This window comes from Frankia sp. CeTa3Moorea (assembly GCF_978021225.1).
This window is the reverse complement of the sequence record NZ_CDXDOR010000059.1, coordinates 1,611-6,132: the sequence shown is the minus strand read 5'-3', so window position 1 is coordinate 6,132 and position 4,522 is coordinate 1,611. Positions and strand designations below refer to the sequence as shown.

10 protein-coding genes and 1 pseudogene are annotated in these 4,522 nt (G+C 68.2%); all 11 read left to right on the top strand.

What is annotated here, in order from left to right; genetic code table 11:
- The first annotated feature begins 115 nt into the window (after positions 1–115).
- Entirely contained in the window at positions 116–532 is a 417-nt protein-coding gene (rplP, locus tag AC08OV_RS12520; RefSeq protein WP_009740521.1) for a 50S ribosomal protein L16, read from the top strand.
- Complete coding sequence (rpmC, locus tag AC08OV_RS12515; protein ID WP_462185695.1) at positions 532–798, top strand: 50S ribosomal protein L29; 267 nt, start codon at positions 532–534, stop codon at positions 796–798. The genes rplP and rpmC overlap by 1 nt, the downstream gene beginning before the upstream one ends.
- Positions 799–803: 5 nt before the next feature.
- Positions 804–1,112, top strand: a complete 309-nt coding sequence (rpsQ, locus tag AC08OV_RS12510) for a 30S ribosomal protein S17 (RefSeq protein WP_476612731.1) — start codon at positions 804–806, stop codon at positions 1,110–1,112.
- 59 nt (positions 1,113–1,171) lie between these two features.
- A complete protein-coding gene (gene rplN, locus AC08OV_RS12505) occupies positions 1,172–1,540 on the top strand; it encodes a 50S ribosomal protein L14 (protein ID WP_009740518.1) in 369 nt (122 codons plus the stop codon).
- 2 nt (positions 1,541–1,542) lie between these two features.
- On the top strand, positions 1,543–1,869 hold the full coding sequence (gene rplX, locus AC08OV_RS12500; protein ID WP_462185747.1) for a 50S ribosomal protein L24: 327 nt from the start codon (positions 1,543–1,545) through the stop codon (positions 1,867–1,869).
- A gap of 41 nt (positions 1,870–1,910) precedes the next feature.
- Positions 1,911–2,510 (top strand): 50S ribosomal protein L5, encoded by a 600-nt coding sequence (gene rplE / locus AC08OV_RS12495; protein ID WP_462202438.1) that lies wholly within the window; start codon positions 1,911–1,913, stop codon positions 2,508–2,510.
- A 4-nt stretch (positions 2,511–2,514) separates the two neighbouring features.
- Positions 2,515–2,700: a type Z 30S ribosomal protein S14 gene (locus AC08OV_RS12490; RefSeq protein WP_011435050.1), complete on the top strand. Its 186-nt coding sequence runs from the start codon at positions 2,515–2,517 to the stop codon at positions 2,698–2,700.
- A gap of 160 nt (positions 2,701–2,860) precedes the next feature.
- The gene (gene rpsH / locus AC08OV_RS12485) at positions 2,861–3,271 is read left to right on the top strand and encodes a 30S ribosomal protein S8 (protein ID WP_011435051.1); all 411 of its coding nucleotides are present in this window, start codon (positions 2,861–2,863) and stop codon (positions 3,269–3,271) included.
- A 12-nt stretch (positions 3,272–3,283) separates the two neighbouring features.
- Positions 3,284–3,820: a 50S ribosomal protein L6 gene (gene rplF, locus AC08OV_RS12480; RefSeq protein WP_462185697.1), complete on the top strand. Its 537-nt coding sequence runs from the start codon at positions 3,284–3,286 to the stop codon at positions 3,818–3,820.
- 10 nt (positions 3,821–3,830) lie between these two features.
- On the top strand, positions 3,831–4,205 hold the full coding sequence (gene rplR, locus AC08OV_RS12475; RefSeq protein WP_476608876.1) for a 50S ribosomal protein L18: 375 nt from the start codon (positions 3,831–3,833) through the stop codon (positions 4,203–4,205).
- Between the two features lie 71 nt (positions 4,206–4,276).
- Positions 4,277–4,522: pseudogene (locus tag AC08OV_RS12470) on the top strand (30S ribosomal protein S5); the annotation flags it as partial.

Here is a 4,522-nt window from a genome sequence, read left to right as displayed (position 1 = left end):
CGGCGCCGAGTACGCCGGCCGCGGCGCCGAGTACGCCGGCCGCGGCGCCGAGTACGCCGGCCGCGACGCCTGAGGCGGCCGTGGCGAACACTCCGGAGAAGGCGGAGGAATAGACATGCTGATTCCCCGGAAGGTCGCGCACCGCAAGCAGCACCACCCCGGGCGGACTGGTGCCGCCAAGGGCGGAACCCGGGTCACGTTCGGTGAGTACGGGATTCAGGCCCTGGAGTCGGCTTACGTGACGAACCGGCAGATTGAGTCGGCCCGTATCGCGATGACCCGGCACATCCGTCGTGGTGGAAAGGTCTGGATCAACATCTACCCGGACCGTCCGCTGACCAAGAAGCCGGCCGAGACCCGGATGGGTTCCGGTAAGGGCTCGCCTGAGTGGTGGGTTGCGAACGTCAAGCCGGGCCGGGTCCTGTTCGAGCTGTCCGGGGTCGCGGAGCCGGTGGCCCGCGAGGCGATGCGGCGGGCCATCCACAAGCTGCCGATGAAGTGCCGTTTCGTGGTCCGTGAAGGTGGTGCGTAATGGCTGTCGCTACCGCGGACGAGCTGCGGAGCCTGTCGGGCGAGGAGCTCGTCGACAAGCTTCGGGAGGCCAAGGAGGAGCTGTTCAACCTCCGGTTCCAGGCGGCGACCGGGCAGTTGTCGAACAACCGCCGGCTGCAGGCCGTGCGGCGCGACATCGCCCGGATCTACACCGTCATGCGCGAACGGGAGCTGGGTATCACCGACGATCCGGCGGTGGCGGCCGGCGCGGCGGACGATGACGCGACGCAGTCGGAACGGGCGTGAGGACAGTGACAGACGAGACGGCCTCCCAGGAGGCTTCGCAGAGCACGGACGCGGCGACTCTCCCCCGCGGATTCCGTAAGGTCCGAGAGGGCCTCGTGGTCAGCGACAAGATGACCAAGACCGTCGTGGTCGCGGTCGAGGACCGGGTGCAGCACCCGCTGTACGGCAAGACGATCCGTCGTACCAAGAAGGTCAAGGCGCACGACGAGAGCGGCACCACCGGTGTCGGCGACCGCGTCCTGCTGATGGAGACGCGGCCGCTGTCGGCGACCAAGCGGTGGCGGATCGTTCAGGTCTTGGAGAAGGCGAAGTAGTGAAGTAGTTCTGGCCCGGACGCCGGGGCCGGGCAGGACCGGGTGATCAGGAGCGGAAAGTGATTCAGCAGGAGTCGCGACTTCGGGTCGCCGACAACACCGGAGCGCGGGAGATTCTCTGCATCCGGGTGCTCGGCGGCTCTGGGCGTCGTTACGCGGGGATCGGCGACATCATCGTCGGCACGGTGAAGGACGCCCTGCCCGGCGCCGGCGTGAAGCGCGGCGACGTGGTCAAGGCGGTCGTGGTGCGTACCACCAAGGAGCGCCGGCGGCCGGACGGCTCCTACATCCGCTTCGACGAGAACGCGGCGGTGCTCATCCGGGACGGTGGTGACCCTCGGGGCACCCGCATCTTCGGGCCGGTCGGCCGGGAGCTGCGTGACAAGAAGTTTATGAAGATCATCTCGCTGGCACCGGAGGTGCTGTGACCGTGGCCACTTTGAAGATTAAGAAAGGCGACACGGTCCAGATCATCACCGGCAAGGACCGTGGGCTCAAGGGTAAGGTCATCCGCGCCTACCCGGAGCAGAACAAGGTCCTCGTCGAGGGCGCGAACCGGATCACCCGGCACACCCGGGTCCAGCAGAGCACGCGCGGCTCGCAGTCCGGGGGCATCATCACCCAGGAGGCGCCGATCCACGTGAGCAACGTGATGATCGTCGACCCGTCTGACGGGAAGCCGACCCGGATCGGTTACCGCATCAACGACGACGGCACCAAGGTGCGTGTCTCGCGGCGCACCGGCACCGAGCTGTAGGCCGAGCGAGCAGTCGAGCAGTTGGGAAACGAGATTAGACCATGACTGTGACCACCGAGGGCCGGACCATCGAAGGCCGGACCACCGGCGCTCGCCCGGTTCCACGGCTCAAGCAGCGGTACCGTGACGAGATCGCCCCGGCGCTGCGGGACCAGTTCTCCTACCGCAACGTCATGCAGATCCCCGGCGTCGTCAAGGTCGTCGTCAACATGGGGGTCGGAGACGCCGCCCGGGACGCGAAGCTGATCGATGGCGCTGTGCGGGATCTCGCGGCCATCACCGGCCAGAAGCCCGCGGTCCGGCGCGCGAAGAAGTCCATCGCCCAGTTCAAGCTGCGCGAAGGGATGCCGATCGGCGCCAAGGTGACGTTGCGTGGTGACCGGATGTGGGAGTTCCTCGACCGCCTCGTCACCATCGCGCTGCCGCGTATCCGTGACTTCCGCGGGCTGTCGCCGAAGCAGTTCGACGGTGCCGGCAACTACACCTTCGGGGTGACCGAGCAGTCGATCTTCCACGAGATCGATATCGACCGGATCGATCGGGTTCGGGGCATGGACATCACGGTCGTCACCACCGCGACCACCGACGACGAGGGCCGGGCGCTCCTGCGGGCGCTGGGCTTCCCCTTCCGGGAGAACTAGAGAGATGGCCAAGAAAGCACTGATCGAGAAGTCGAACCGTAAGCCGAAGTATGCGGTCCGGGGTTACACCCGATGCCAGCGCTGCGGCCGGTCCCGCTCGGTGTACCGGGGCTTCGGGCTCTGCCGGGTATGCCTGCGGCAGATGGCGCATCGCGGCGAGCTGCCCGGCGTCACCAAGAGCTCCTGGTAGGCCGGTACCGCGCCCCGGACCGGGGCCGGCACGGCTCCACCGGCAGCACGGCTCCACCGCACTACCACCGCACCTCCACCCGATCGCGGCAGGCCCGGCATCCAGCGGCCGAGGACGACCTCGGCGCCGGCGGGAACCGCCGTGAGAAAGGCGTCAAGCCATGACGATGACCGATCCGATTGCGGACATGCTCACGCGTGTCCGGAACGCCAGCCGGGCGTACCACGACCGCGTGGTGATGCCTCACAGCAAGATCAAGACGCACATTGCCGAGATCCTCCAGCAGGAGGGATACATCTCCGGCTGGCACGTCGAGGACGCGACCTCGGCTGGCGGCGTCGGCCACACCCTGGTCATCGATCTGAAGTACGGCCCCAACCGGGAACGCTCGATCGCCGGGATCAAGCGCATCAGCAAGCCGGGTCTGCGGGTCTATGCCAAGGCGACGAACCTCCCGAAGGTCCTCGGGGGCCTGGGCGTCGCCATCATCTCCACCTCGTCGGGTCTGCTGACCGACAAGCAGGCGGGCAAGCGGGGCGTGGGCGGGGAAGTCCTCGCCTACATCTGGTAAGGAGGGCGAGCGATGTCACGGATCGGGCGCCTGCCCATTCCCGTCCCCAGCGGTGTCGATGTCACCGTCCAGGGAGCCACCATCACCGTCAAGGGGCCCAAGGGCACCCTGAGCCACGTCGTGGCCGAGCCGATCGTGGTGAACACCGAGGACGGTCGGCTCCTCGTGACCCGGCCCGACGATGAGCGTCGCTCCCGGTCGCTGCACGGCCTGACTCGCACCCTGGTCTCCAATATGGTCACCGGCGTCACCGCCGGATACTCGAAGACCCTGGAGATCGTCGGCGTCGGTTACCGTGTCCAGGCCAAGGGCTCCGACCTGGAGTTCGCCCTCGGATACAGCCACCCGGTGCCGGTCAAGGCCCCGGAGGGCATCCGCTTCGAGGTGCAGACCCCGACCCGCTTCGTGGTCCACGGGATCGACAAGCAGCTGGTCGGTGAGGTCTCCGCGAAGATCCGCGGGCTGCGCAAGCCCGACCCGTACAAGGGCAAGGGCGTGCGCTACCAGGGCGAGGTCGTCCGCCGCAAGGTCGGGAAGACCGGGAAGTAGGAGATAGATCATGGCAGTGAGCCTCGGCGCCAGCTCGCGCCGACGGACCGCGAAGCTCCGTCGGCACGTCCGGGTGCGCAAGAAGGTGGCGGGCACCCCGTCCCGCCCACGGCTCGTCGTCACCCGGTCCTCGCGGCACATCTACGCCCAGGTCATCGACGACGTCGCCGGCCACACGCTGGCGTCGGCGTCCACTCTGGACGTGTCGCTGCGCGGCGGCGAGGGGGACAAGACCGAGCAGGCCCGCAAGGTCGGCGCACTGGTCGCCGAGCGCGCGAAGGCGGCCGGGATCGCCGCGGTCGTGTTCGATCGCGGTGGGCGGACCTACTCCGGCCGCATCGCCGCGCTCGCGGACGCGGCGCGGGGGAGCGGGCTGGACTTCTGATGACTGCCCCCAGCCTTTACTGTCAGTCCAGCCTTTACCGCCAGTACAGCCAGAACAGGGAGATGTTGTAGATGCCAGGCCAGCAGCGCCGCGGCGGCGGCTCCGGCGGCTCGGACCGTCGGGAACGCCGGGACCGGTCGGGCAGCGGCCCGGCGCAGGAGAAGAACGCCTACGTCGAGCGGGTTGTCGCGATCAACCGCGTGGCGAAGGTTGTCAAGGGCGGACGTCGGTTCAGCTTCACGGCGCTCGTCGTGGTCGGTGACGCGGACGGGACCGTGGGCGTCGGCTATGGCAAGGCCAAGGAGGTTCCGGCCGCC